The organism is Vibrio sp. TAP-3B, from assembly GCF_057784735.1.
In genome coordinates, this window is record NZ_CM173495.1 from 1962942 (window position 1) to 1987295 (window position 24354).

Consider the following 24354-nt stretch of genomic DNA (forward strand, 5'->3'; position numbering starts at 1 on the left):
TTGAGTTACTCAGTACCACCCACTGTTAGTGAATCCAGTTTTAATGTTGGCTGACCAACGCCCACCGGAATACTTTGCCCTGCTTTACCACATACGCCAACGCCCTTGTCGATACTTAAGTCGTTACCAACCATCGACACTTGCTGCATAGCTTCAATACCAGAGCCAATCAACGTGGCCCCTTTAACAGGGCGCGTAATTTTGCCGTTTTCAATTAAGTACGCTTCCGATGCAGAGAACACAAACTTACCCGACGTAATGTCCACCTGACCGCCACCAAAGTTTGGCGCATACAACCCTTTCTCTACCGTTGAAATGATTTCTTCTGGCGTATGTTCACCTGGAAGCATGTAGGTGTTGGTCATGCGCGGCATCGGTAAATGTGCGTAAGATTCACGACGACCATTACCGGTTGGGTTCACGCCCATGAGACGCGCGTTGAGCTTGTCTTGCATGTAGCCTTTTAGCACACCATTTTCGATGAGGGTGTTGTATTGGCCATTGACGCCTTCGTCGTCGACGTTGAGCGAACCACGCAGATCTTTCAATGTACCGTCATCGACGATAGTACACAGTGGTGATGTCACTTGTTGACCGATTTTACCGGCAAAGACTGAAGATTCTTTGCGATTAAAGTCACCTTCCAAACCATGACCGACCGCTTCGTGCAGCAACACGCCCGGCCAACCTGAACCCAACACCACTGGCATCATGCCTGCTGGTGCGGCTTCTGCGGCTAAGTTCACTAACGCCATGCGAATCGCTTCATCGGCATAATGAAATGCCTCTTTCACGCCATCGGTTTCAGAAAGGAAGAAATCATAGCCAAAACGACCGCCGCCACCAGCACTACCCCGCTCACGTCGTTCGCCTTTTTGCGCCAATACACTAATAGACAAACGCACCAAAGGACGAACGTCACCGGCATAAGTGCCGTCAGTTGCCGCTACCAGCATTTGCTCGTGCACGCCGCTGATGCTGATCGACACTTCTTTGACCAACGGCTCTTTGGTACGGATATAGGCATCAAGTGACTTGAGCAGTTCTGTTTTTTGCTGCTTTTCCCATTCAGCTAATGGATTCACAGCGGCGTAATACGCTTGGTTGTCTGTTCGCTTAAACGCTTGAACTTTGCCATTTTGCCCTTGTTGAGCAATACCGCGCGCCGCCATCGCACTCTGTTTTAAACCTTCTGGCTGAATTTGGTCGGAATAAGCAAAGCCAGTTTTTTCACCACTCACCGCTCGAACACCCACACCACAGTCAATGTTAAAAGAACCATCTTTGATGATGCTGTCTTCTAGAACCAGAGACTCGTGCCAGCTGGACTGAAAGTAAATGTCCGCATAATCGATCTGGCGCGTCGCAATGCTGGCAAGTGTGTCAGCAATGTCTTGTTCTGTCAGACCATTGGGGGCAAGGAGTGCCTGTTCTATTTGGTTTGTGCTCATAGTTAGCTCTTTTATTTCCGTCTCAATTCATTGTGAAAGCGACTGTGTTGAGTCAGCGGCATATTCTGCCTTACTTGTTGGCTTTGTGACAAATCTATCTCTGTCACTAACAAGCCTACTTCATCCTGAAGCTGTTTATGGATACGTCCCCAAGGGTCAACGACCATGGAGTGTCCCCATGTGTTTCGTCCACAAGGATGCGTTCCGGTTTGACCACTCGCGAGTATCCAACATTGAGTTTCAATCGCTCGCGCACGTAACAAAACTTCCCAATGCGCCTTACCGGTCACGGCGGTAAACGCGGCGGGCACCACAATGATATCTGCACCTTCTTGGCGTAATACTTTATAAAGCTCGGGAAAACGTACGTCGTAACAAATGCTCAATCCTACGCTGCCGATATCCGTTTCTGCGACTACGATTTGATTACCCGCCATAAATGTATCCGACTCGCGATAGCTGCTATGTCCATCAGCCACATCAACGTCAAACATATGCAGTTTGTCATAATGAGCGATACATTTACCATGTGGCGGCAATACAAGTGTTGTGGTCGTGACACCTTTTGCGGTTTGAATGGGCATGCTTCCGACAATCAGTGTTAACTGGTTCTTTCTTGCGATTTCAGAGAGCCGCAGTTGAATCATGCCACTCCCAAGTGGCTCTGCATGTTGATGGTACGCTTCGCGATTGGCAAACAGCACTGTATTTTCAGGGGTAAGGACAAGCTTGGCACCTTGCTTGGCAGCCAAAGCACACTGTTTTTCAATGAAGTCCAGATTCGCGGTGATATCTGGACCCGATGTCATTTGAATAATACCAACACGTTCCATGCGTTTCCTTCCTTATTCCATTTTAATCGGTAAGTTATTTGGCCTGTTCACGCAGCTTTTCTGGCAGCTTGTATTCGCCTTTACTTCGCGAAATTTCTTTCACTGTTGGGGAATCTAATGGCCCTTTTACTTCATAGTTGACTTGAGTAAAGACTTCCACCACCGGAGAAATTACCGTTGAGATCGCCAATACGTACAGCGCGGTTTGAGGGGCGACCGCAAAGGCCGTTAACATCGGTAAGCCCGATGTAACGTCTGGGGTAAACTTGACTTCCGCATCGACCATTCGGCTAGTCATATTGGCGATACCACGGATCTGCATTTCACCCGCCAAAGCATCCATCACAATATCATTGGTAATGAAAACCCCATCTTGGATCTTGCCCGTGCCCGTGATCGAGTTGAAGGCCATACCTTTATCGAACACGTCAGTAAAATCGAGCTGCATCTTACGAATAATAGAATCAAGACTAAATAAGCCTAGCAAACGCGCCGCACCGCTGACTTCACTGATCACACCTTTTCCGAACTCCGTCGACACGTCTCCTTGCAAGGTTGGGATTTTCATTGACCATGGCGCGCCATCCCACTCCATATTGGCGTTGATCTCAAATGGGGCTTGCTGAATGCCCGAAGTAATACCAAAACGTTCCATAAGATCGGTGTTGTTATCGCCTTTCATCTTCACCTTCAGATTGGAGTGGCTACGATCTTTGGTCAACGCCCACCAACCGCTCATATCAATGCGATTTTTACCGCTGCTAAAGGTGACGTTTCTCCATTCCAAACGATCTTCATGGCGCTGCAAATCAACATTCACCTTCCCCACTTTGTAACCTTGCAACCAAAAGTCGTCGATACTCAAAGCTAAGTTTGGAACCTCAGCGTGAAACTTACGATCAAAACTCGTGATCAACGGCGCACTTTGATCTTCGCTAGCAAAGAGAGAACTGCGTTGCTTCGTCATCTCTTCAAACCCGGGAATATACAGATGTAAATGCTCTAAGGAGACGGATAAGTCATACGCTTTAAGATAGTTCGCTTTGCCTTTGACTTCTTGACTATTGACATCCAACTGCCAATTCAAATTCTTCTTACTGGCCGAAAAATCCACATCATGAAATTCAATCCCGCCAAACTGTAAGTTTGGCGCTTCTATATCAATCCGTGTTGGTAATGGGAGCGTTGGCGTCTGCATATTCTCGAGCACAGACGACGCTTTATTGGTTGGCCGCTGAGCAAACGCCAACCATTGGTCTAAGTTAAGCTCATCGACGCGCACTGAGGCATCATGTCCGACAATTGGGCTGATCTTAAAGCCCCCTGTGCCGATCATTAAATTGGTGGCGGTCAGAACAGGCACCTCTCCGGAGATATCTATCTCGGTTTGGTACTTAGCATTTGGTATTTGTAGTCGTGCAGAAATGCTTTCTTGGTTGCCGGATGCCTGCAGTTTTGCTTGCCCGAACTCGCCAACTTGTTTGGCTAGCGGATAAGGATATTGGCTAGCCACACGGTTTAACTGCGCCAAGACATCGAGCTGATAAGTGAACCCCACATCGTTGAGTTGCAAATCAATATCCATTTGCCACGGCGCATGCCCAGAAACAAGGTTTAACCAACGCTCACCGATATAGGGTTTAAGAGGCTCGACGTCCCAATCGCCTAATGTATTAATCGTCACGTTGTAGCCCGGTTCCGCGCTCTCACCACGAAAATCAAGGGAAATAGCTTGCGTAAGCAATTCTGCCGACAAACCTGATGTAGTCACAACATCATTGTCAAAATGAATGCGGCCTGTGGCTTTTTCCAACGTCATTGGCGGCGCCTCAATATCAACACGATTATCGTTCAGATCAGCATGCCCCCATGCGCGAGATTCCTTTTCAAAGTCAAACGGGATATTAAGTTGAAATTCAGAGTCAACCGGACCATTCACTTGAAGCGCCGTCAATGCTGCCCCGACCGAGTCCACCAATGGCGTCGCCATCATGTAGTCACGCACTTCGTTGCCCGAAGCGCTCGCTTTGGCTTCAATCTCAATGTGTCCACCTTCCGCCAACTCAGGAATTCGTCCGGTAATACGCTTAGCATGGACACCATTTAAAGTGGCGGACTTAGAATCCAAATACATGGCATCATTTTCAAACAGCAAGTCCAGCTGCAGATCCGTGATGGTTGGCCATGCGGTATCAAAGCTAAACTTTGCGTCTTTTAAACCGACCCACGCTTGGAACATCCCGTTGTGATCTTTGTACGGAAAATCCTCTAACTCGCCATACCACAGCAGCTTAGCCGTGTTCACTTTACCGCCTTGAATCGCGGTCGAGAGGTAATCCGTTAAGTCTTGTCCGAGCGCCAGAGTCGGCAGATAACGCCATGTTTCACCCGCGTTGTAGAGATCCGCTTCGGCATAAAACGATAAAAATGGGCTTTGTTCTTTCGGAAAGTCAAGTCGAAAGGCCCCCAGTACTTGAAGATCAGGCGTCGCTGCTGTCACTTTATCAGACCATAAACGCCAGCCGCCCTCATCCTGCTGCCAAATAATATCAACTTCACCTTGTTTGATATTCAGCGGAGCTTGAAATACATCACCGTACGGAAATACATCATCAATGACGGTTACTTTCGCTTTTGCCTGATTTAAATCACCAGAAACGCGGCCTTGTACGTGATGAAACCCGGGTAACAGTTCCCATTGGGTCATCGCAAGTTCATCCAATTCGGCGGAGTAGCGCAAAGTGTCTAAACGACCGTTCATGGACAAGCGAACATCTTCAACTCGGCCTTTCGGTGCCAGTTTGTTGATGACATCACTGGTTAACTCCGATTCGGGAGCAAGCTTTATCAGCGGAATGAGTGCTTCAATATCTAGCTGCGAAAGGTTAAGCGTCCAACCATCCGGTTGCCAGTCAAACGCGACGTCCAGTTCTGGCCATGGCGTATCATCGGTTCGGATCTGAAGTGAGTGACCATTTACTTTCCAGCCTTGCTTGTCTGGTCGAAGATTAAAAATACCAGATTCAATAAATAGATCATGCTGACCATTCTCACTCCACACCAGCTCAGATGGTAATAACTCGACATAAGCATCATTAGGCTGGCTGTGTTTGAGTGTCAGCCAAGTATTTAAGCTGACTTTACCTGACTCAGCGCCGGACTCTTCTTGCATGTAGGCAGTAAGCCAAGGCGTGACAGACACATCTTGAGCACTCACGTAAAACTCACCAGACACATCTCGTAATGAGCCATGGTCTTTAAAGTTAGCACTTACTAACAGCGAGTTAATTTTGGCATCCGCAATACTCACCGTCCCTTCGGCTAAGTGGCGCTGACCTTGGTTACTCCAGCGGAGTTGCTCGATGTCCAAACGACGCGTCTCACCAGACACTGACTGGTACCAAATACGTGAGTTCGTCACGGTAAAATCTTCAAATTGACGTAAAAGCAACGAGTCGAGCTGGTCAATCAACTTAACTTCGCTTTTATCCACTTTAGGCTCTTTATCTTGGCGACTCGAGCTCGGAAGAAGATCTACCGTCTGGATATCCAAGGCTAAATTATGGATAGTGAGGTCGGCAACAACAGGCTTAAATTGAACCAGAGATTGAATCAGATCGAATTCAATGTGAATTTCTTCGACGGCAAAACGCGCTTCCTGATTATTCGGCAGATTGGCTTCTAAGCCAAGTAACGCAATAGAGGGGTGGTTGTTTCGCCAAGCACCAGCGACATTGTCGATAGCAAAATCGAAACCTGTGCTTTTCTTTACCCAAGTTTTGATCTCACCTTGGAAGTGGTTGAGTTGTGGCAATGTGATACGCAGGGTTGTCACTGATATGGCTAATAAAACCAATACAGTGACTACGCTCCACGCACAAAAACGCCCAAAATGGTTAACACCAGAATTCACAAATTTTCCAATTACATCATTACGACGTCAAACTGTTCCTGAATGTACAGGGGCTCAACCTGAATTCGAACTTGCTTACCAATAAATACTTCAAGCTCAGCCAACGCATGAGACTCATCACCCAACAAGGCTTCAGCGACGAACGGCGAAGCGTAGACGACAAAGTTGTCAGCATCGTAAGCACGATTCACACGGGTGATCTCACGCAAAATCTCAAAGCACACTGTTTCGACCGTTTTCACGCTACCACGGCCCTCACAAGTAGGACAACCAGAACAAAGAACATGTTCAATACTTTCTCGCGTGCGCTTGCGGGTCATTTCCACTAAGCCTAGCTGAGTGAAACCGTTAATATTGGTTTTTACGCGGTCTTTAGCCAATGCGGTTTCTAATGAGGTAAGCACGCGTTGGCGATGCTCTTCGGACGCCATATCGATAAAGTCGATAATGATGATGCCGCCCAGATTACGCAGACGTAACTGACGAGCGATGGCCTGAGTCGCCTCTATATTAGTATTGAAAATGGTCTCTTCGAGATTACGACGGCCAACGAATGCACCAGTGTTAATGTCGATAGTGGTCATGGCTTCGGTTTGGTCGATGATCAGATAACCACCTGATTTGAGCTCGACTTTACGCTCTAACGAGCGTTGAATTTCGTTCTCAGTGTCGTACATGTCAAAGATTGGCTTGTCGCCTTCGTAAAGCTCAAGCTTGTCTGTTAACTCAGGGACGAATTCAGAGGTGAACTCTTTCAGGTTTTCGTATTCGAGGCGAGAGTCAACCATGATTTTATCAAGCTCTGTGCCAACAAAATCGCGCAGAATACGCTGAGCCAACCCCAGCTCACCATACAGTGTTGAACGCGTTTTGTATTTCGAGCGACGCTCCATGACTTTTAACCACAAACGTTTGAGAAACGCCGCATCTTGAGAAAGTTCTTTTTCATCGGCGCCTTCTGCAGCAGTGCGGATGATAAAGCCACCATGTTCATCACAATAATTGCTGACCACCTTCTTTAAGCGCTCTCGTTCTTTCTCACTTTCAATGCGCTGTGATACGCCAACATGGCTGGCGCCGGGCATGAAAACGAGGTAGCGTGAGGGCAATGTAATATCAGTGGTTAAACGCGCGCCTTTGGTACCAAGGGGATCTTTCACCACTTGCACAACAATATCTTGGCCTTGGCGAACCAACTCAGAAATATCACGAACTTGAAACTGCTGTTTTTCGTTTTCTGCCACACATTCGGTATGAGGAACGATATCAGACGCATGTAAAAACGCTGCTTTATCTAAGCCAATATCGACAAAAGCCGCTTGCATGCCGGGTAATACTCGGCTTACTTTGCCTTTATAGATATTACCAACAATACCGCGACGCGATTCGCGTTCAATATGAATTTCTTGTAGTACTCCACCTTCAATCATGGCCACACGAGTTTCACTCGGGGTCACGTTAAGCAGCAATTCTGCACTCATGTGCACACCTCAAAACAATTATAAAAATTTTTGAATTAGCTGATCGGTTTCGAACAAAGGTAAGCCTACTACAGCGTGATAACTGCCTTCGATTCGGGTGACAAATCGCCCTCCGAGTCCCTGAATACCATAACTTCCAGCTTTATCGCATGGCTCTCCTGACTGCCAATATTGTTTGATTTCTTCGTGGGTCAGTTGCTTGAACCATACGTCAGTGATGACGACCACTGAGTGTTGATGTTCCGACGATACGATGCTCACCGCGGTCATCACTTGGTGGCGACGACCAGATAAATCAGTAAGCATACGCTTTGAATCTTCAAAACTTTTTGGTTTTTCTAGCACTTGGTCATCGCATACCACGACTGTATCAGAGCCCAAAACAATGGAATCAGGTTTAGCCAAACCTAAGCCAGCTTGAGCTTTTTCCAAAGAAAGACGCAGCACATAGTCTTGTGCTTGCTCATGATCCTGTTTGGTTTCCTCGATGTCAGGTAATACAATGTCAAAATCGTAACCTAGTTGAGCAAGCAGCTCTTTTCTTCTCGGAGAACCCGAAGCGAGAACGAGAGATAAGCCTTTTTTCACTGCTTTACCTTACGTGCCATGCACGACGAATACGTCGCATTAATAAAAACATCCATGGCCAAAGTATACAGTTTATTGCCGCTGTCCACAGAGATAATGGATTAAATACTACGTCTTGGTTCAAATATTCCCCACAGAATATCAAAACTTTCAGTAACACTGTCAAAACGGCAATTAATATCGATTGTTGCCACAATGCCATGTTACGCACCAGCAAGAAATTCAGTGCGACTAGATAGACGGTAATCGACATCATCATACCGCGAATCCCTAGCGTCGAACCCAGCAAAATATCCCATAGTAACCCCAGCACCAAAGCAGTACCCACGTTAACTCGATGCGGCAGCGCCAGCACCCAATAACACGTGACCAAAAACAACCATGATGGACGCAGTAAATCGAGGGCGCCTGGCCATGGGATCGTTTGTAAGACCAGCGCAACAAAGAAACTGGTGCCAATCACCATTCTGCTACGTAATACATTATTGGCCATCTTTTACCTCTTGTTCTTGCCCTAACCGCTCATCCGCGTTAGATCGCAGCACTTGGTGTTGGCGATCTTCGTTAGGCCAGAGCAACAATAGGTAACGTAAACGATCAAATTCAACCACAGGCTCGGCCTTGATTGGTGCAAATTCTTGGCGTGTATCGTGTCCTACATCGGTAACTGTCGCCACCGGGTAGCCTTCTGGATAAATACCGCCGAGGCCTGATGTCACCAGTAGATCACCCACCTGAATATCAGTACTGGTTGGAATATGCTCCAAATGGATTTCATCCATTTGACCATTACCTGATGCGATCACTCGAATATCGTTACGGATCACCTGCACTGGAATCGCGTTTTTGGCATCTATCAGTAGTAATACGCGCGCATTATGTGCAGCAACAAAAGTGACCTGACCAACAATGCCTTTTTCGTTGATCACGGGTTGCCCTACATAAACCCCATCAATCTGACCTTTATCAATCACGACCTGATGACGATAAGGTGACGTATCGACCGCCATCACTTCGGTGACGACTTTCTTTTCATCACGGACAAAGGATGAGCCCAGCAGTTTACGTAAGCGTTGGTTTTCTTCTTTATATTGTTCGAGCAAGATAAGTTCGCTTTTTAGACGTAGTACTTCCCGCTTTAAGTTGCGATTACCTTCAACTAATGCCTGACGAGTATTAAAACGCTCGAATACGCCGTCGAACATACTTCGTGGTAAATCTGCTGCATACTGAATTGGCGCAACCATACTGTTCAATAAGTATCGGACGCTGGAAAACGTATCTAGACGACTATCAGCCAGCATTAAACTCGCCGATACGATGACAGCAAAAAACAGACGTAATTGCAGAGATGGGCCCCTGCCAAAGATCGGTTTCATCTTGTTTTTGACCTGATTGCTTCCATGATTACTGAGCCTTACTTGGCAACCTGAAAACACTAAAGAGAAGACTTTCAGGTATGGAGCATGTTTGAATTACAGAGAGAGCAGAAATGAAGGTGAAGCCAGCTTGAGCTTCACCTAAACCTTTATTCTTCAGAGAAGAGATCGCCACCGTGCATGTCGATCATTTCTAGTGCTTTACCACCACCATGTGCGACACACGTTAGTGGGTCTTCAGCGATAACCACTGGAATACCCGTTTCTTCCATTAGTAGGCGATCAAGATCTTTCAGTAGTGCACCACCACCGGTTAGAACCATGCCGTTTTCAGAAATGTCTGAAGCGAGCTCTGGTGGACACTGCTCTAGTGCAACCATCACGGCTGATACGATACCTGATAGCGGCTCTTGTAGTGCTTCTAGGATTTCATTTGAATTCAGGCTAAAGCTACGTGGTACACCTTCTGCTAGGTTACGACCACGAACTTCGATTTCTCGCACTTCATCACCAGGGTACGCGGAGCCAATTTCATGCTTGATCTTCTCTGCTGTTGCCTCGCCGATCAAACTGCCATAGTTACGACGAACATAGTTGATAACGGCTTCATCAAAACGGTCACCACCGATACGCACAGACGACGAATAAACCACACCATTTAGCGAGATAACCGCCACTTCAGTGGTACCACCGCCGATATCAACCACCATTGAACCGGTTGGCTCTGATACGCGCAGGCCTGCGCCAATTGCCGCCGCCATTGGCTCGTCGATTAAGTAAACTTCACGTGCGCCCGCCCCTAGTGCCGATTCACGAATCGCGCGACGTTCAACTTGTGTAGAGCCACAAGGCACACAAACCAGCACGCGAGGGCTTGGTTTTAAAATGCTGTTGTCGTGCACTTGCTTAATAAAGTGCTGTAGCATTTTTTCAGTAACATAAAAATCAGCGATCACACCATCTTTCATCGGACGAATAGCGGAAATGTTACCCGGTGTACGACCAAGCATCTGTTTTGCGGCGTGACCAACAGCGGCAACGCTTTTTGCAGAACCTACACGATCTTGACGAATAGCAACTACAGAAGGTTCATCAAGGACAATTCCTTGCCCTTTTACGTAAATTAGAGTGTTGGCAGTGCCCAAATCGATCGATAAATCGTTAGAAAACATACCACGAAGTTTCTTAAACATACTCTTCGCTCATCCTGCAAAAATATAGAAGACAAAAATTGTCCTAAATGTACCAATGCCTCGCTGCCACAGCAAGGTATTGATACCCAAACATGGGTAGAAAGCCTCAATTTCTTGCAGTTTCCTAACTTAAGGGCAAAAACCTAAGTTGTTACTGTCCGGTTAACCCTGGCTCACCACGATAAATAACACGGTCGTTACCACGATGAATACCGAAGGTGACCACTGATGATGGGTTTTCTTCAGAACCATCATTGTCCCAGTCGTATTTGAGCCAAGGGAGATTGTTACCACTAGGAGTTAGGTCTAACCACACTTTAGATTGCTGTCTAACGTCGTTATTACACCCCTGTTTCGCAATCAAACGCTCTCTCGCAGTGTTTGGAAGTATGCCTTGCTCAACTTGAGCGTTTGAAATTTCATTATCTGAAGCATCAAAAACTTTCAAAACAATATCACATGCCGTTGTTCCATCCGGACTACTCCAAATTAACTCATCACTTCCCGCTTCAAACGGAGATACAATAGCTCGGTTATCATGCTCACTAACAGTAAATCGATTATTGTTCCAATACTCAACTCTTAAAGGCACACTGAGCGTTTCTCCTTGCCTTCCACCTACATCATCTAAAACCACGCGTCCGTATCGAACGTCAGGCTGCGACAGTAACCGCTGATCTACAGTTCGTGATTTACTCTCATCGTCGCCTTCGGTTAAAAAGAGAGTAGGGTCAATATGTGCTGTTTTCGTACTAGCTGTTTTGTTCAGCGACAATGCAATTGATGACTCTGTAGAACTATCTGTTGAGACTTTAGAGTTAAATGGGCCATCTGGATTAACCGCTTTGCTCCAATTAACAGAGTTCACCCAAGTTTTACTCCATATGGCACCAGACCAGTTCTCACTCGTTAGATCTGAACCCGAAATACTTAACCGATCAGAATAACCACCAGCTAAATGTAGATCAGCTTTCAAAGAATCGGCAAAACCACCGTAGTTCTGTGTAGCATACCCACTAGCGTTATATGCGGTGACTTCAAACTTAACTGACGCAAAACCTTGGCCCATGTAAACAGAGTCATGCTGATTATCGGGATAAGTCCACTCGGTTCCTGTCACTTTAAAATAATCAGGATAGAAGCGACCAATTGTTGACTGGCCATCTGCAATTTTAAAAGCCTTACTGCCAAGGTACAGAGATGTCCCAATATCATCGCCATTTTCATCTTTAGCGACTGGCGCCTCAGCAATGATCTCAAAAGCGCCAACTTCTGAAATAGATTGAACAAACGTCACACTACCACTAGACCATTGACTTGATTCTGGTAACTTTTCATTCAGAAGTTTGGCTAGCGCCCCATTGGACGGATACTTCACTTTATTGCTAACAGTAATAGTTTTCTCTTGGTAGTTCTCAGCAACCGTGTCGTCATCCTGCAATGCAGAGATGGTTAACTCAAAAGCTTCACCTGCTGCAACAAACCCAGCAGAGCAGCCATCTTCACTGTTGGTACACTCTCCACTTTTATTACCACTCTTTGCAGCCACTTTCAGTTTTGAAGGAAAACTTACAAAACTATCGAACCCTTCTGAGTCATCAACCCCTTCAACGCTGGCTTTAAGTTTCACCTTTCCAGCTTCAGCATATTTCAACTTAAAGAATGCTTTGCCTTCACTATCAAAATAAACATTAGGCAGGTATTTATTAGCTCTGGTTAATTCAACAGCTGAACTCCATTCCACAGCCTGATCTTTCACTTTTTGCTTGTAAGAAATCACAACCGGTTGAGAACTATCAACTGGTGCCACTTCATAATCAACGGACATGTTAACACCACGAGATTCACCATTTTCTTCTGTGCGAGTTGAGCAAAACGATAGGTAATCCTCACCCGTAGTTTCGCGACTAGCGACGACATCATTAACATTCACCGCAAGCACATTTTGAGCGAAGGTGACATTGCAATTGTCGGCGGATAGTGCTCCGCCATTAATGCGACATCGCGCCCCTTCAAAGCCAAACTGTGGTACGGAACTTTGGTCGATACCTAAAGTAACATCGCCAGCTCTTGAACCTTGCAGCTCAAGCTGAGTTTCATTCTCAAACTGTACATTTGTACCACCAACCCAGTTGGCAACATTATTGCCAGCAGATGGAAGTAAAGTGACAGAGAGAGGCGTTAAGCTGCCATCATCGTATGCACCTCTAGGATATTGCTCAGAACAACTTTCATTCATACAAGCTCTAAGTGTCACATCAGAAGCCTGACACGTACTGCCCGAGCCAGAGTAGTCAAACTCGAAATGATGAATACCATCTGTTAATCGCGAGTACTTGTCCGCACAGACTTGGAAATCATCAATTTCATGGAAGTTCGTTGCGGCGCCTGTTGATGCTGTAACTGACAAACGAAAATTAGTAGGAGCTTGGCTAAAGTGCCCTTCTGTACGCACATCAAAATCTGAAATAACGGTATTCCATTCCCCACCATTAACACTTCTTTCAACTTTCAACATCATATGCTGACCATCTCTTGAATTCAGAGTGATCTTATAGCGATGTAAATCGTTATGGTTGTCGATGGAACTCGAAAACTGCGTACCATCAACATATGCGTATCCTTTTAGCCATTTTCCTTGGTTATCTTGAGCACCCGACCCACGAATACCTACACTATCTCGTCTACCGTTTCGATTTGGGATAGTTTCTCCACCTTCTCGATAGAAATTGCCGTACTCATCAATGCCTATACCCAACCAGCCACCAGCAAACCCTTCAACATCGCTGCTGATCTCGCTACCATGGTTTTTCTTTAGCTTCATCCCGTAACCAAGAGGGCCTCCAAAAGCACCAGTTTTAGGTGGTAAGTTCGCATCAGAGATTACTAGGGCAATACCATCACCTCCGCCACGATTACTACCGTATGCATAATGCTCAAACTCGATTTCAAGATAGTTTTGATCCGAAGGGAAAATGTAGTTATAAGCAGATGCTGTAGCTTGACGCGTTCTATCATCATTCAGACGGAACTTGCCACCGTGAATTTTAGGCTCAACACTGTCACCAAACCCCATGACAGACCAGTTGGTTAGTACACTACCATTGTCAAACGTCTCTTTGGGTAGATAAGTACACTGTTGAGGCTCTGGTGGAATCCAGCATGACTCTGGGTATTTTGGTTTTTCAATCTTTGTTGAACCACGCATATCAAGTCTGAGACTCGTAATTGCCCCATAAATATGCTCGCTCATATCAAGCATAATGCTTTTAGCCAGAATAAACCCTTTAAACACCTGACCAGAGTCGGTTTTGAAATGTACGCTGGCTTCTGGACCATAAATAACTGGCAAAACAAGATCATCTTTAAAAGTACGATAATCAAAGTGGGCATCTTCTAATTTAAAGTCTGCAGATGTCACAGGACCAACAGGCTGATTCGTTCCCACAACATTGAAGATTACGTCACTACCGAAAATCAATTTAGGATCAGAGCCAGTATTTCTAAATGTCTTCACCGTCAGCTTGGCGTCATCACTAAAATACAGGGAGAGGTTATTACCAGCATCATAAGCAAAGCTTTTAATTTCCCTAGTACCATCAATTTGAAGCTCAACACTTTTTTCTGAACCATATCCGTTAATATTGAGAGAGTTCAAATCGCTTTTCAGTCGAATAACGACTTTGTCGTTCAGGTTGCTGTACTCACATAGAGTCGAAGTAGAAGCACAAACCTTACCGTAATAGTTTGAATCCGTATCTTGTGTACGAATAATTAGGTCTTGAGATGAATCAAACGAAGCGTTAACTGGAGCCGGAGTTTGGGCTTTACGCTTTTCAGTTAAGCCGTCATTTCCATCAGGCTGGGCATCACCAGGATAACATCCCATCCGAACATCACAGATAGTTGAGCGTGAGTTTTCATATAGCTGCCATGCCCCCTCCCCCTCATCGAAGCCTACTCGTAGCGTGTCCCAAGATTGACCATTAGAATTAGAGTACTCGTAGATATTCTGTCTATCAGCAACATACTCTGGAGACCACCCCAAAGTACCTACAGTTGAGTTAGTAACAATTAACTGGCTGACTTCATTTTTCCAGCCTTGAATAGGCTCAGGGAAGGCTTCACAAACTTGATCAGGAACTTGTATTTCTGGTTCAGGTGTTGGCGTTGGCGTTGGCCACTCAAGTTCACCGCATCGTAGAGTATTTAGCTCTTCATCTTTCTCAATCAAAACATCTGCACTGTTCGACATCTTAGAGAAAACATTATCAAATACAGTTTCATGACGTATCAATGAGCCATCAGAAGAGCGTAAGTAATAGTTTAAATCACCTGTATAACTGTTCCCATGCTTTCTTACATTACTGTACTCCAAGCGAATAGAATAGGCGACGCCATCCTGAAGCGAAGGTTCGTTAAATATTCCGACAACATCATCATCGGCGGACCACAATGGGTATAAGGAAACACTGCCTCGTCCTTGTTTTTTGAGATAAATCACTTCATCTTCAATGTCATTACCTCGAAAAAACCGGCCACGCAAGTCACTTAAATCATCATCGTCATAGTAATTAGCTTCAACAAAAAATGGGGCGTCCATTTTGATAGGGCAGGTCTCTGTATCCTCCCATTCATCCGCATAAGACAAATTACTTAAAGACAACAAAGCTAAGGCAAATAGTATTTTTCTCATTATTTTAATCCTTAATCCAAATCTCTTGCTGACGCTGAACTTGAGACTGCCCAGAACCACAAACAGCCAAACTTTTAACCACATAGAGTTCAACTTCTTCACCAGTAATCTCTCCAGGTAGCTTGCCAGCCTTCTGACATTCAGTAGCTTTAATTTTGCATGCTTTATCGAACAAGCGACTATCAGGCTTAACGCTTTCTGCCTCGATATCATCGCAACGAGTTGCAACAGCAACGGACTTACCTAAAGGAAAAAACTGCGTTAACACCCAGTCATTACTGGACTGAGCCGTAAACCATGCTTTTGTACCCAAAAACTCACGCGTTAAACCACTTTGGTTAGACCAAGTCACTTTCATTAGTGATGCCGCCAAATACCCCATCACGACAATGACAAAGAGCGTCACAATTAACACATTGCCTTTTTGCTTATTATGGAACATTCAGCACCTGCACACCTTGTTGGTACACACTACTTTCACCGGACTGTTCAAACACGAACCTCAGGTGCACAAGCCCGCCTCGATGAAGCGATGTATCGTCATATTTGAAATAACTCTGAGATTGTTCATTAGCATAAACAAGGTTGTCGGCAACAACCTCACCATTGCGTTGTATTTGTGTCCCTGCAAAGCAATATTTCACTGACTTGGATGGGTTATAGAGATAGTGTCGATTAGAAACGGAGCGACTGGTTACTAAACTAGCGCCATCAACAATCTTATATGCGTTATCCGAATCTGGAGAAAGCGCTCCAACATCAACACTATGAGTGGATGAGCTTAGATCACTGAGTCGTGTTGGGTTAATCACCATTTTCAAGCCACTATCAAGCTCGGGAGCATTGTCACCAAAAAAGCCAACCACAAACTGTATATCATTACCAGAAATTGCATAAAAACCAGAATGTTCTATAGGCATGAACATTAAACAGTTTTTCTCATCCTCATCGATAAAAAAACTATTCGGCACCGCATGGCGAATTTCACGGGACATTTTCTCAATCACAAACTGCGCTTGAGTTTGTAGCCGTTGTCTATCGATGGTGTCTGTATAACCCTTTGCTCCCAACTGTACATAGCCGGCAATTCCTAACATGATAAAACTGCCAATCACAATCGTGATGACCATTTCCACTAAGGTGAAACCACGCGTTTTCATCAGTAGTTCCCCTTTATTGCTGACAGTGTTAAAGGTTGTGTTTGTCCGGCATAAATGGTCATCGTGATACGTTTGTAAGCTTCAATATCGTTTGAGGCTAGGCCACTTTCGGTCACATACTGGACACCGACTTCCACTCTGAAATTGTTGTAATCGTTTTCCATCGACGTTCCAAGAACGTTACTCAACTGGTACTTAGGGGCGGCGTTGCAGCTGGCTTTTGTATTTTGCGTATACCAACAACCAATATAATCGTCCACATCATTGAAGCTGGAGATGTCGCTTTCTTCTGCTCCTAAATTGTCACTATCTGTACATGTTGCTTGTGGACTCACTAGCTTCCCCTCATCACAGCGTACTAGACCACCATCAAAGTCACTGTTTTGATCAAAACCTCGCGCCAATATCTGAGACATAAAACCTTGGCCTAATGCGACAGCGCGAGTCTGGTAATGGGGTATGGCGGAATCTCGAATTTGAGGGACAAGAAAAGAGGTAAATGCCACCATCGCAATGCCCATTAGAACTATCGCGATGATCATTTCGATCAAAGTCATGCCACTAAATTTCTTCATGAGCATGTACCTTTAGAAACATAACCTTGGGTATTAATTTCAACTTGGCAGCGGTTTTGACCCTGTTTATCTTCAATTAAAATTGAAACCCCACCACTCGCTGAATTTATGGGATTACCCAATAAATTAAACTCGATTGGATTCGTTACAGCATTGGTCAGTGAAAACTTTGCGGATTTATCAACAACTATGTCACTACGAGTGTCTCTTTCCTTGCTAGCCAGACCGCATGCAGCACTAGACCCTATACATGTGCTCGTAATCGACAAACAAAAGTTAGTGTAGCTAGAGTCCTCTCCAGCTTTGTAGCTACTAGGTAGGCACCTTTCAGGATAAGACTTATTTGGGATGCTGATATTCGATTGCATACGATTCACCTGTACTTGGCGAATCACAGAAATCACGCGTTCTTGTAATGCATACGCAGAGAAACTGCCGGAACCCATAAAACGGCTGGCAGCAAAAAGTGAAAGGATAGAGAGGAGAACAATCACCAAGATCAACTCCATTAAAGTGAACCCTAATGCAGAGCTGCGAATTTTCATAACCCTACCTTAGGCTTGGAAAAAGCGAGATAAGTATACGATGCAATTATGAGAATAATGAGTGGTTTATCACTTTTAAACTCGAACTGTGAACGGGTAAGCAGATAACGATCATTTAGTGGCTTTGCTTTTTGAGCGCTCAAGCTCTTCTTCAATTCGATCGTAAGTTTGTTTATTACTCAAAGATTCAGAAACGTGCTCTACGGTTTGCTTGGTTTGTTTCCACTTCGCTTCGTACGTTTCTGGTTCAAAGCTGATAAATCTTGGCAATACCACATAACCGATCACACCTAAAATGGTTAGCACAACCACAAATTCTATTGAGCTAAGGCCTGATGATTGACGCATATGAACTATTCCGAGAGTTATCACCACAAAAAGTCAAAGGCCAGACTAACTGGCCTTTAAGTTTAATTAATTGCCACAATCATTAACTGCAACTGTTGGTTCTTGCTCTGTTGGCAACATTGAGTATTGAACAGAACAGCTAGAAGCATCATTGTTTCCTTCGTAACCAAATGTAATAGCATTACTACCTGATGTAATGACATTCCAATCTGCATCTAGCCCTGTTACGGCATTCATAATGCCATTCCCTGACGCCTCTGGATAACCATTCACTAGATTGATGGTTCGACCGTTTTCAGTAATAGATTCTCCCTGAGAAACAGATTCCAAACCTTCAATTGCCGCCTTACCATATACAATACCGGCTGCACCATCTAAAGCGCCTTTCAACCCTTGAAGAGCTGAATCACGAGCATCATCTTGCAGGTTTAGGAAACGTGGTGCTGCCGTGACCGCTAGAATACCTAGGATTACAATAACCACGACGAGTTCGATAAGGGTGAAACCACCTTGTCTTTTCATTATTTACTCTCTCTATATGTAAGCATGCAGTGTGACTGCAAGGTTTCGTTTAGGTCACGCGACCCTTTTGGATGTTGTCAAAACGGTTTGAGTCAGCCACATTCACTAAACTGACCGTGAAGTGAAGACTGTATCGACCGCATGAACAGAATGACGATTCGCCATTATTCAGTTAACGATGTAATGAGCCAAGCAGGTTAGGATTTACTGTCTATTACAAGCTCTCACCTATGGTAATGATTGCATTATACCGAGTTTGATTACCATTTATAGTGATTGAGTGTCAAAAAAATCACTCCGCCGACATTTCGACATCTATTTTCAATTGATTAGCTGTTGAGACAATGACAATCGACTGGCCATTTTCGTAAGCATAATGGCATACATAATGGTTCGTTTCGATTACCCCATTAACGTCTAGTAATTCACTCGCCATAATCTTACGTTGTGGGTAATGGACCGCTAACCAATAGACGCAATCTAATACGCCTTGTTGAATAAAGGGAGACACTAATCCCCCCTCGGTCATGGTGAGTTCAAAGCCATCCATTCGCATATGCTCGGGCTCACCTTGTACTAACCATGCTTGACGATAACGTTGTACGCTGTCTTGCATCGAAATTTTAGCCAGTTGCGCCCCGGTCACTTGTGCCTGTTCGGTGACAGGGCGTAATTTAGCGGCTAAGCCTACGACAATAATAACGGCGATGATCCCAAACAAAATGAGCATTGCTCGGCTTTGATTTTCAACCACGTATTAGCCACCTTTGATGATGTCCAGCATCCCCCACATTGGCAGGAAGATCCCCAATGCCAGCACCATCACCATGCCAGCCACAATCACCAAAAGTAGTGGCTCTATTCTTGCTGTGAGTGTTTTTAGATCATAATCGACTTCTCGATCGTAAAAATCTGACACTTCGAGCAGCAGCTCATCAATACGACCCGTCTCTTCCCCCACCGCTATCATCTGAATCACCAGTGGCGTAAAAATTTTACTGTTGATGGCGGTCACCGAGATGGTACTGCCCGCTTCGATAGCCGATTTCATCTCAAGGATTCGGTTTTCTAAAAAGCGATTCCCCAAGGCTTCCCCGGCCAGAGATAGCGACTGGTTAAGTGGTACTCCAGACTTCAACATCAAAGAAAACGTTCGTGCAAAACGTGAGAGCTGCGCTCGATTAACGATATCACCCACAATCGGTAATCTCAGGCGGAATTTATCGAATTTTTCTCGTCCATCAGCGGTGACAACCCACGCTTTGAAAACCGCAAAAGCGCCAATCATCACAATAACGAGCAACACCCAATAATTAACCATGAAATTAGAGGTCGCGATCAAAATGCGCGTTGGAATGGGTAAATCAACCCCAAAGCGAGTGAACATAGAGGCAAACTCTGGGATAACGAGGATATTCAAAATAAACATCGCGATGGTGATAAAGATGATCACAAATGTTGGGTACCGCATCGCCGCTTTAATTCGTTTACGGGTTTCTAATTCCTGTTCGTAATAATTCGCCAGTTGCAGCAAAGCCTGATCAAGTCGACCCGTGTTCTCACCAACGTTGATCATTGAGACAAATAACGGACTGAATACTTTGCTGTGCTGCTGCATTGCCGATGACAGGCTACGACCATTACTCAACTCAGACACTACGTCTTCTAAAGCTTCTTTTAACTGTTTATTTTCGCAGTTTTGCAATAAACCACGCATGGAGCGCAATAGTGGCACACCAGCCTTGGTCAAACTAAACAATTGACGAGAGAAAAGAATGACCACTTCCAACGGAATCGCAGGAACAAATAGCTTAGACAAGCTGACTTGGCTTTTCACCGACTCTTTCTGTAAACGCACATTCAGCGGGATGACCCCTTTATTCATCAAGGCTTCCGCCGCAGCTTCTGAGTTCACGGCATCGATTTTTCCGTGTGTTGATGAGCCGTCTAGCGTGCGGCCTTGATAACGAAAAGTTGGCATTTATTTACCTACATGAAAATGGGTTCAATCTTACCAGCCGCATCACCCTCACCGAGGGTCATGACTTCATCTAAACTCACAGAGCCTTGCAATGCGAGCTCCATGGCAGAGGCAAGCAGCGGCTTATAGCTCTCTGAACGACGCGCTGCTTGTGCAAAGCCAACGGTGTCATTGGCGCGCAGCTTATCCATCATCTCGCTTTCCAACTCCAGCATTTCGAATACACCAATTCGCCCGCGGTAGCCGGTCAGGTTACAGTTTTGACACCCCGTACCTTGATAAAAAGTCACGCCAACTTGGTTGGGGAAACGCCCAGCTAACCACTGTTGACGCGATTCATCCAAGTGGTCTTGCGTTTTACAATCAGGGCACACTCGGCGCACAAGGCGCTGTGCCACCACAGCTCTTACCGCACTCGCAACCAGGTAGCCAGGCGCGCCCATATCAACCATACGTAGCGCACTGTCGACCGCATCGTTGGTGTGCAAGGTACTCAATACTAGGTGACCGGTGAGAGCCGCTCGCAGACCGATTTCTACCGTCTCTTGATCACGCATCTCCCCGACGAGGATGATATCTGGATCTTGACGTAAGAAGGTACGAAGAACACGCGAGAAGGTAAGCTCTATCTTGCGATTGACCTGAACCTGCGTGATACGTGGCAAACGGTATTCCACAGGATCTTCAACTGTAATGATCTTTTTAGCTGGTTGATTTAGCTCACTTAGCGCGCCATAAAGCGTGGTGGTTTTACCTGAGCCCGTTGGACCGGTAACTAAGATCATTCCATGTGGACGAGATAACTGGCGGCGTAAACGTGCCAACAGTTCTGGTGGTAACCCCGACTCCTCTAACGGACGCAAGCCTGTCGACTGGTTAAGCAAACGCATCACCACCGACTCACCGTATTGCGTAGGCAACGTCGACATACGGATATCCACCGATTGACCACGCACTTTTATATTAAAGCGGCCATCTTGCGGCAAACGTTTTTCAGAAATATCTAACTCTGCCATCAACTTCAATCGTAGAACCAAGGCAGAAGCGATGTTTACTTCATGTAAGATGGTTTCATGCAACACACCATCAATCCGCTGGCGTAAACGTAATATTTGATCATCCGGCTCAATGTGAATATCCGATGCGCCCACTTGTACCGCATCTTCAAACATGGAGTTAATCAGTTTTACAACCGTGACTTCTTCACTGTCGCTTTCATCAATACCGTAATCGAAGCTTTGTTCATCTTTATGCTCTTCATGCAACTGTTCAGCAAATGAGGCGATCTCTTTGGTACGACGGTAGTAACGATCAAAACTTTTGATCAATTGACGTTCAGACGTAATGATAAACTCAAGGTTGTATTGACCCAGTAAATTCATCAGTGATTCTTGGATAAACAAATCGGCCGGGTCACTCATAGCAACACGCAAAGCGTCCCCGTTACGACCTACCACGATCGCACGTAAACGACGCGCATGAACTTCTGGCAAAATTTGTACGGCATCGGCATCCACTGGCGCGCGGTCAAGATCAATCAAGGGTAAGGCAAGCTGCTGAGAGAGAAAGTCCAGCATTTGCTTTTCAGTAATAAAACCGAGATCAATCAATGCAGCACCCAGTTTTTGTCCGGTATTGCGTTGGGCTACTAATGCTTGCTGAATTTGTTGTTCAGAAACGATACCTTCTTCAACCAGAAGATCGCCTAAACGTTTTCTCAACTGAATTTTCATTGCGCTTTCTCCAGTTGTTTCAAAATAGTCAAACGGTCACGGATAAACGCTTGCGATTGATTTGAGATCCCGACTTTATTTGATGCTTGATGGTAAGAGTGTATCGCGGCAGTAAAAGTGAGTGCTCGCTCTTGTTGAATGGCTAGCCCTAACCACCATCGCGCATTTTCTGGCTCATGTTTAGTCAGCAGTTGATAGCTCTCTAAAGCGATCTCATTCTGCTTTTGTTTTTGTGCTAACGCCGCACGCATTGCCAAGTAGTCTCGAGTCGGCATTGGTGGCAAGTGCACAAGAGGACTCAGCGCTGCGTTAGGTTGCTTCGCTTTGACCAGTAGCTTAGACAGCGCCAGACGAAGCACTTGGTTGTTCGTATCAAGGTTGATGCCCTCTTGCATGATTTCGTACGCTTTGCGCGTATTACCTTTACCAAAATATAATGCGGCTAACTTTTGGCGAGATCCTGCATTCATGGGATCATAACGTAATGCTTCTTCGTAGGCGGAAAGTGCCGTTTGCATATCGTTGGCATCGAGCGCTTTTTCTGCTCGACTCACCGCTTTGAGTGAAAGCTGACGATGCGTTAACTCCACTTGCTCAATACGCATTGAGCTGCCTTCCACCGTCTCGGCCACCACTTGACGTGATCCGCCGTCACTGGATGCGTTGGCGGTTTGCGCGACCAGTATTGGTTCATCCGATACCGTATTCACCTCTGCTCTTGGTGTGAACACATCAGCTTCGGCCGTGGCTGGTTTGGTAACAGATTGCGTTTTAATCGGCTTGCGATAAACCATACCATTGGTTTCGGGCGTGACTTTGCTGGTCGGTGAGTGAGACCGTTCATCTGAATCCGCCTGAGAAAACTGAACGTCACTCGGTTGAAAATGTGAGAGGTCATCCGACGGAATAGGCCCGCGAGATACCGCCCAACCACCAACGGCAAGACTCAACGCAAAGCCTGCGACGAGCCAAAGCCATGGCTTGCTGCGCGAAACACTGGGAATGTCCGCCCGAGTAAGCTCTGACGACGATGTTTTTTCAACGAGTTGTGATAATGCTTTATTGATGGCACTCAAGGTTGACTCCATCCCCAAAATACGGGTGTTTTAAACTTAGGTTTACGGGCATCAAAGGTATCGTGAATTGCCACGTAAACGTGATGATTTTTTAACAACGGGCAACGCTCATTAAATGCAACCAGCAACGACTTGTGACTAATCTGATTGATTAAGCGCGGAATCCCCATTGATGAACGCCAAATCGTTTTTTTCTGTTCAATGGAAAAAACATGCGTTCCGCTGCCCGCTTTCTCTAAACGGTTATCAATGTAAGCCACGCCTTCATCGACAGAAAGTGGGCGTAACTGACAACTAAACGTAATACGTTGACGAAACTGTCTTAACTCGTGGCTTGCCAACCTTTCATCCAACTCGGGTTGGCCAAAGAGCACCAGTTGGATGAGCTTATCTTGTTGAGTTTCTAAATTACCGAACAAACGCAATGTTTCAAGAGCTTGTGGCGAAAGAGCTTGCGCCTCATCGACGATCAGCACGGTTTTCTTACCCAAAGAGTGCACATTAATGAGATGGTCTTGAATGAGAGAAACAACACGCAAAGGGTCGTTGTTCTCGATACCCAGCTCCCGCGCAACCGCAAACTGCAGTTGCTCGCCATTCAGGGCTGGATTGGGTAAGTACACTAGCTCGACTTGTGACTCTACCTGCTCTATCAACTTACGGCACACCATGGTTTTTCCGGTACCGACTTCCCCCGTCACCTTGATCACCCCTTCCCCCATTTGCACTGCGGCCAAAATGGTTTGGATCGCCTCATAGTGAGGGGCTAACCCCAAGAACATATTTGTGTTTGGGGTTAACGAGAAAGGCAGAACTTGGAATCCAAAATGTGATAAGTACATACTCGAATTACGAACTCATAGAGAAACAAAACATCATC

The 24354-nt window shown here is 45.6% G+C and carries 20 protein-coding genes; all 20 read right to left on the reverse strand.

The genetic code is table 11. The features are described from left to right. Positions 1–5: 5 nt before the first annotated feature. The 20 genes from tldD to AC3D28_RS09385 all read right to left on the reverse strand — a co-directional run bounded on the left by tldD (position 6) and on the right by AC3D28_RS09385 (position 24316). Complete coding sequence (tldD, locus tag AC3D28_RS09290) at positions 6–1451, reverse strand: metalloprotease TldD (RefSeq protein ID WP_098414707.1); 1446 nt, start codon at positions 1449–1451, stop codon at positions 6–8. An 11-nt stretch (positions 1452–1462) separates the two neighbouring features. Then, a complete protein-coding gene (locus tag AC3D28_RS09295; RefSeq protein WP_488534600.1) occupies positions 1463–2284 on the reverse strand; it encodes a carbon-nitrogen hydrolase family protein in 822 nt (273 codons plus the stop codon). Positions 2285–2318: 34 nt separating this feature from the next. Next, positions 2319–6197 (reverse strand): YhdP family protein, encoded by a 3879-nt coding sequence (locus tag AC3D28_RS09300; protein ID WP_488534601.1) that lies wholly within the window; start codon positions 6195–6197, stop codon positions 2319–2321. A gap of 11 nt (positions 6198–6208) precedes the next feature. Continuing rightward, the gene (gene rng / locus AC3D28_RS09305) at positions 6209–7678 is read right to left on the reverse strand and encodes a ribonuclease G (protein ID WP_098414704.1); all 1470 of its coding nucleotides are present in this window, start codon (positions 7676–7678) and stop codon (positions 6209–6211) included. 18 nt (positions 7679–7696) lie between these two features. Then, positions 7697–8266 carry a Maf family protein gene (locus tag AC3D28_RS09310; protein ID WP_488534602.1) on the reverse strand — a complete coding sequence of 190 codons (570 nt, stop codon included), beginning with the start codon at positions 8264–8266 and terminating at the stop codon, positions 7697–7699. A gap of 4 nt (positions 8267–8270) precedes the next feature. Continuing rightward, positions 8271–8759, reverse strand: a complete 489-nt coding sequence (gene mreD, locus AC3D28_RS09315; protein ID WP_488534603.1) for a rod shape-determining protein MreD — start codon at positions 8757–8759, stop codon at positions 8271–8273. Next, positions 8749–9645, reverse strand: coding sequence for a rod shape-determining protein MreC (mreC, locus tag AC3D28_RS09320; RefSeq protein ID WP_488534604.1), 897 nt, complete (start codon positions 9643–9645; stop codon positions 8749–8751). The genes mreD and mreC overlap by 11 nt, the downstream gene beginning before the upstream one ends. Positions 9646–9794: 149 nt before the next feature. Further along, on the reverse strand, positions 9795–10838 hold the full coding sequence (locus AC3D28_RS09325; RefSeq protein ID WP_098414700.1) for a rod shape-determining protein: 1044 nt from the start codon (positions 10836–10838) through the stop codon (positions 9795–9797). A gap of 151 nt (positions 10839–10989) precedes the next feature. Continuing rightward, positions 10990–15534, reverse strand: a complete 4545-nt coding sequence (locus tag AC3D28_RS09330; RefSeq protein WP_488534605.1) for a DUF6701 domain-containing protein — start codon at positions 15532–15534, stop codon at positions 10990–10992. 4 nt (positions 15535–15538) lie between these two features. Beyond that, positions 15539–15976, reverse strand: coding sequence for an MSHA biogenesis protein MshP (locus AC3D28_RS09335; protein WP_488534606.1), 438 nt, complete (start codon positions 15974–15976; stop codon positions 15539–15541). After that, the gene (locus tag AC3D28_RS09340; RefSeq protein ID WP_488534607.1) at positions 15966–16694 is read right to left on the reverse strand and encodes a PilW family protein; all 729 of its coding nucleotides are present in this window, start codon (positions 16692–16694) and stop codon (positions 15966–15968) included. The genes AC3D28_RS09335 and AC3D28_RS09340 overlap by 11 nt, the downstream gene beginning before the upstream one ends. After that, entirely contained in the window at positions 16694–17269 is a 576-nt protein-coding gene (locus tag AC3D28_RS09345) for a type IV pilus modification PilV family protein (protein ID WP_488534608.1), read from the reverse strand. Before AC3D28_RS09345 ends, AC3D28_RS09340 begins: the two co-directional genes overlap by 1 nt. Further along, the gene (locus AC3D28_RS09350; RefSeq protein WP_488534609.1) at positions 17266–17814 is read right to left on the reverse strand and encodes a type II secretion system protein; all 549 of its coding nucleotides are present in this window, start codon (positions 17812–17814) and stop codon (positions 17266–17268) included. Before AC3D28_RS09350 ends, AC3D28_RS09345 begins: the two co-directional genes overlap by 4 nt. A gap of 111 nt (positions 17815–17925) precedes the next feature. Beyond that, positions 17926–18162, reverse strand: coding sequence for a type II secretion system protein (locus tag AC3D28_RS09355; protein ID WP_488534610.1), 237 nt, complete (start codon positions 18160–18162; stop codon positions 17926–17928). Positions 18163–18228: 66 nt separating this feature from the next. Beyond that, complete coding sequence (locus AC3D28_RS09360; protein ID WP_488534611.1) at positions 18229–18684, reverse strand: prepilin-type N-terminal cleavage/methylation domain-containing protein; 456 nt, start codon at positions 18682–18684, stop codon at positions 18229–18231. A gap of 292 nt (positions 18685–18976) precedes the next feature. After that, the gene (locus tag AC3D28_RS09365; RefSeq protein ID WP_488534612.1) at positions 18977–19438 is read right to left on the reverse strand and encodes an MSHA biogenesis protein MshF; all 462 of its coding nucleotides are present in this window, start codon (positions 19436–19438) and stop codon (positions 18977–18979) included. A 3-nt stretch (positions 19439–19441) separates the two neighbouring features. Further along, a complete protein-coding gene (locus AC3D28_RS09370; protein ID WP_488534613.1) occupies positions 19442–20665 on the reverse strand; it encodes a type II secretion system F family protein in 1224 nt (407 codons plus the stop codon). Between the two features lie 8 nt (positions 20666–20673). After that, positions 20674–22398 carry an MSHA fimbrial ATPase MshE gene (gene mshE, locus AC3D28_RS09375; RefSeq protein ID WP_488534614.1) on the reverse strand — a complete coding sequence of 575 codons (1725 nt, stop codon included), beginning with the start codon at positions 22396–22398 and terminating at the stop codon, positions 20674–20676. Further along, a complete protein-coding gene (locus AC3D28_RS09380; protein ID WP_488534615.1) occupies positions 22395–23474 on the reverse strand; it encodes a tetratricopeptide repeat protein in 1080 nt (359 codons plus the stop codon). The genes mshE and AC3D28_RS09380 overlap by 4 nt, the downstream gene beginning before the upstream one ends. Then, entirely contained in the window at positions 23471–24316 is an 846-nt protein-coding gene (locus AC3D28_RS09385) for an ExeA family protein (RefSeq protein WP_488534616.1), read from the reverse strand. The genes AC3D28_RS09380 and AC3D28_RS09385 overlap by 4 nt, the downstream gene beginning before the upstream one ends. Positions 24317–24354: the final 38 nt, after the last annotated feature.

Coding starts and splice junctions, on each gene's coding strand:
- AC3D28_RS09370 (WP_488534613.1), bottom strand. CDS start 20,665: ATGCCAACTTTTCGTTATCAAGGCCGCACGCTAGACGGCTCATCAACA.
- rng (WP_098414704.1), bottom strand. CDS start 7,678: ATGAGTGCAGAATTGCTGCTTAACGTGACCCCGAGTGAAACTCGTGTG.
- AC3D28_RS09325 (WP_098414700.1), bottom strand. CDS start 10,838: ATGTTTAAGAAACTTCGTGGTATGTTTTCTAACGATTTATCGATCGAT.
- AC3D28_RS09360 (WP_488534611.1), bottom strand. CDS start 18,684: ATGAAAAGACAAGGTGGTTTCACCCTTATCGAACTCGTCGTGGTTATT.
- AC3D28_RS09350 (WP_488534609.1), bottom strand. CDS start 17,814: ATGAAAATTCGCAGCTCTGCATTAGGGTTCACTTTAATGGAGTTGATC.
- AC3D28_RS09345 (WP_488534608.1), bottom strand. CDS start 17,269: ATGAAGAAATTTAGTGGCATGACTTTGATCGAAATGATCATCGCGATA.
- AC3D28_RS09355 (WP_488534610.1), bottom strand. CDS start 18,162: ATGCGTCAATCATCAGGCCTTAGCTCAATAGAATTTGTGGTTGTGCTA.
- AC3D28_RS09330 (WP_488534605.1), bottom strand. CDS start 15,534: ATGAGAAAAATACTATTTGCCTTAGCTTTGTTGTCTTTAAGTAATTTG.
- AC3D28_RS09340 (WP_488534607.1), bottom strand. CDS start 16,694: ATGAAAACGCGTGGTTTCACCTTAGTGGAAATGGTCATCACGATTGTG.
- mshE (WP_488534614.1), bottom strand. CDS start 22,398: ATGAAAATTCAGTTGAGAAAACGTTTAGGCGATCTTCTGGTTGAAGAA.
- tldD (WP_098414707.1), bottom strand. CDS start 1,451: ATGAGCACAAACCAAATAGAACAGGCACTCCTTGCCCCCAATGGTCTG.
- mreD (WP_488534603.1), bottom strand. CDS start 8,759: ATGGCCAATAATGTATTACGTAGCAGAATGGTGATTGGCACCAGTTTC.
- AC3D28_RS09295 (WP_488534600.1), bottom strand. CDS start 2,284: ATGGAACGTGTTGGTATTATTCAAATGACATCGGGTCCAGATATCACC.
- AC3D28_RS09335 (WP_488534606.1), bottom strand. CDS start 15,976: ATGTTCCATAATAAGCAAAAAGGCAATGTGTTAATTGTGACGCTCTTT.
- AC3D28_RS09385 (WP_488534616.1), bottom strand. CDS start 24,316: ATGTACTTATCACATTTTGGATTCCAAGTTCTGCCTTTCTCGTTAACC.
- mreC (WP_488534604.1), bottom strand. CDS start 9,645: ATGAAACCGATCTTTGGCAGGGGCCCATCTCTGCAATTACGTCTGTTT.